We start from the raw sequence: 3,937 nt of genomic DNA on the forward strand, positions 1-3,937 counted from the left end.
TAAAAAAGAGATATAAATAAACTAAGAGTCACAATTTTATACTATTTTAGAAAATAGTCTCTTTGCATTAGTTTGTAAAATGACCCGTAGGGTGCGATTGCCATCGCACCATTTAAAAATATTCACACAAAAAAGAGATTCCACCGAAAGGCTTAAAAGAGAAGAGTCTACACTTATGCAAATCGAAGGTGTGATAGCAATCACACCCTACATCCCATCTCAGGAGAGAATGGGACGAGGTGGAGTCGTGAGAGAACCTTTACTCGTTCCCATCCGTCCTCGGTGGGATACGCATATGAGAGTTTTAATTTTAAGTCGTGAGAGAACCTTTTACTGCAACTCCCGACTCACCAACTCATTAACAACCTTAGGATTCCCTTTCCCTTTTGTAGCTTTCAAAACCTGCCCAACAAAAAAGCCCAAAAGCTTACGATTACCAGCTCTAAACTTCTCCACATTATCAGGATTTTTCGCAATAATCTCATCAATAATAGGCAAAATCACATCAGGGTCACTTATCTGTACAAGCCCTTTGGCTTCAACTATTTGTGTTGGGTTCTCTCCACTTTTGCTCATCTCTTCAAATACCTGTTTAGCAATTTTACTTGAAATAAGCTCATCATCAACCATTTTAATAAGTTCGGCTATCTGTTTGGCAGAAAATTTTAGCTCACTTGTCTCTTTTTGCTTTAACGCTCTGGCTACATCGTTTGTTACAATATTAGCAATATTCACAGGACTGTTAAGTGTTAGTAGTGCCTCTTCATAAAAATCAGATAGTTTTTTGTCACGAGCCAATGTGTTCGCTACTTCAAAGTTTAGTTTAAGTTCATTGGTGTACTTGTCAAAAAGTACTTGTTCCTCTTCACTCATAGCTACTACTTCGCCATCTATTTGTACTTTTTTAGGTTCAGACTTAGGTGTTTTTTGAGGTGCTTTTTTCTTTTTAGATGAAGACTCTTTAAGTCCGACAATTTTATTAAAGACAGGGTTTTCATCAGTATAATCAACAGGGTCAGCATAAAAATATCCCTCTCTTTCAAACTGAAATCTAACATCTGGTCTCTGCGTGATTACAGCAGGTTCAATCAGAGCATTTTTAATGATTTTTAGAGAGTTTGGATTTATATCCTCTACACCTTGGGGAGCTTCATTTTTGAAAAGTCTATCATAGACTCTTACTTCAACGCTTTTAGCCTGTGTTGCCTCCACCCATTGAATGGCACTTTTGACTTTGATTCCACTCGTGTCTGAACCACTTTTAGAATCAGCGTGATACTCAGCTTTTATCTCTACCACATTACCATTAGTATCTTTTATGACCTCTTTACAAGTGATGATATAAGCATACTTAAGCCTTACAGGTTGAAGAGGGGTAAGACGGAAATAACCTTTTGGAGGATTTTCATCAAAGTCGTTTTGGTCAATGTAAATCTCTTTAGAAAAAGGGAGTTTTCTTGACCCCTCTTTGGGTACATCGTGTGGGTAGTATGGGGCATCAATCTCTTCAACACCCTCATAGTTTTCGATAGTAATTTTTAGAGGGTTAAGTACACACATCACTCGTGGTACTTTTGGGTTTAAATCATCTCTTATAGCAAATTCAAGCTGTGCTACATCAACCATCGAATTGGCTTTTGCTATACCTATCCCATCACAAAAGTTCAAGATAGATTCAGGCGTATAACCTCTTCTTTTGTATCCTGCAATGGTAGGTAAACGGGGGTCATCCCATCCACTAACAACTCCACCTTCGACCAACTCTAAAAGCTTTCGTTTACTCATGACCGTATAGTTAATACCCAATCGTGCAAACTCATGCTGGTAAGGTCTTGGAGTCACAAGCCCCAATGTATCTAGCACCCAATCATAAATATCACGGTTGTTTTCAAACTCTAGCGTACAGATTGAGTGCGAAACCCCTTCAATATAATCAGACAAACAGTGGGCAAAGTCATACATCGGGTAGATAGACCACGCATCCCCTGCTCTAAAATGGTGTGCGTGTCTGATACGATACAGAAGTGGGTCACGCATTTTCATGTTAGCCGATGACATATCAATTTTGGCTCTTAATACATGTTCGCCATCTTTGAACTCGCCATTTTTCATTCTTTCAAAAAGGTCTAAGTTCTCTTGGACGGTTCTTTGCCCATATTTGCTTCTTTTTCCTGCCTCTGTAACCGTTCCACGATATTCTCGTATCTCCTCTTCGGTTAAGCTGTCAACATACGCCTTACCCATTTTAATAAGTTCAACGGCATAATCATGTAGTTTAGGAAAATAATCAGAGGTAAAATGAACCTGCTCATCCCACTCAAACCCAAGCCACTGCACAGCATCTTTGAGAGCCTCCACATATTTGGTGTCTTCTGTGGTTGGATTGGTATCATCCATTCTAAGGTTACAATGCCCTTGGTAATCCTTGGCAATACCAAAATTGATGGTGATAGATTTGGCATGACCGATGTGTGGAAATCCATTAGGCTCAGGAGGAAATCTTGTAACAACTTCTTGATATTTGCCTGATTTTAAATCTTCTTCTACTATTCTGCGTAAAAAATCTTTGCTCTTATTCATTATTATTAAACCTTTTGATTTGGAGACTTTTATAAGGGGTGTATTTTAACAGATTAGTGCTTATTGTTTTGTTGTGAAAGAGAAGAGAAGTGAAATTTGGGAAGAATAAAAAAGAATATAAGTGTAAATCAAAATTTTTCAAATAGCATATAACCCTCTCTTCACAAAGATTTAGCTAAAATCACGCAATTATTTTTTGACTAAGGAACATATAATATGGGATTAAGCATCGGACTAGTAGGACTACCAAATGTAGGTAAGTCAACCACATTCAACGCCCTAACAAAAGCACAAAATGCAGAGAGTGCAAACTACCCTTTCTGTACAATAGAACCAAACAAAGCAGTAGTACCTGTACCTGATACACGATTAGAAGAGTTAGCTAAAATCGTTAACCCTGAGAAGATTCAATACTCTACACTTGATTTTGTAGACATTGCAGGTCTTGTCAAAGGGGCTAGTAAGGGTGAAGGGCTTGGAAATAAATTTCTCTCTAATATTCGTGAGACAGAGGTTATCTTGCATATTGTTAGATGTTTTGAAGATGAGAATGTGGTGCATGTTGAGGGTTCCATCGACCCTATTCGTGATGTTGAGATTATCGAGCAGGAGCTTCTTTTTGCTGATTTGGATGCTATTATAAAACGCGTTGATTCACTTAAGAAAAAAGCCAAAGGTAATGATAAAGAGGCTAAAGCACAACTTGCTACTGCTGAAGCACTACTAGAACATGTAGAGAATGATAATCCTGTCTCTACTTTTCCTGATATTGAAGAGGATGCTTTTTTAGCCATCAATAAGGATTTGCGTCTACTAACATCTAAAGAGATTATCTATGGAGCCAATGTTGATGAGGATAGCTTGGATGAAGACAATGAATTTGTTAAAGTTCTAAGAGCTTATGCAGATGAGCGAAATTATGAGGTTATTAAACTCTGTGCAAAGATAGAAGAGGAGATGGTCGAGTTTGATGAAGATGAGAGAGAAGAGATGTTATCTGACCTTGGAGTAACCGAAAGTGGACTAGACCAAATCATACATAAAGGGTTTGATAAACTAGGACTCATGTCTTACTTCACAGCAGGGGTGAAAGAGGTTCGAGCATGGACTATTAGACAAAATACAACGGCTCCAAAAGCGGCCGCTGTTATACATAACGACTTTGAGAAAGGATTTATCCGTGCAGAGGTTATCTCCTATGATGACTTCATCAAATACAACGGTGAAAATGGAGCTAAAGATGCAGGGAAAAACCGTCTTGAGGGGAAAGAGTATATCGTCCAAGATGGTGATGTGATGCATTTTAGATTCAATGTTTAAAATTTTATTTATATTAAATTTAAATAAAAAACAATAA

At 37.8% G+C, this 3,937-nt stretch carries 2 protein-coding genes; one reads left to right on the top strand and one right to left on the bottom strand.

Going from position 1 to position 3,937, the window contains the following annotated elements; genetic code table 11:
- Positions 1-330: 330 nt before the first annotated feature.
- A complete protein-coding gene (locus GSY74_RS10485; protein WP_164665062.1) occupies positions 331-2,580 on the bottom strand; it encodes a glutamine--tRNA ligase/YqeY domain fusion protein in 2,250 nt (749 codons plus the stop codon).
- 216 nt (positions 2,581-2,796) lie between these two features.
- Between GSY74_RS10485 and ychF the strand changes: the two genes are divergently transcribed.
- A complete protein-coding gene (gene ychF / locus GSY74_RS10490) occupies positions 2,797-3,900 on the top strand; it encodes a redox-regulated ATPase YchF (protein WP_164665064.1) in 1,104 nt (367 codons plus the stop codon).
- The last annotated feature ends 37 nt before the right edge of the window (positions 3,901-3,937 follow it).

It is taken from the genome of Sulfurovum sp. bin170 (assembly GCF_010892395.1).
Classification (GTDB): Bacteria; Campylobacterota; Campylobacteria; order Campylobacterales; family Sulfurovaceae; genus UBA1140.

Excerpts from the sequence above, each read along its gene's own strand:
- GSY74_RS10485 (WP_164665062.1), bottom strand. The coding sequence starts at position 2,580 with ATGAATAAGAGCAAAGATTTTTTACGCAGAATAGTAGAAGAAGATTTA.
- ychF (WP_164665064.1), top strand. The coding sequence starts at position 2,797 with ATGGGATTAAGCATCGGACTAGTAGGACTACCAAATGTAGGTAAGTCA.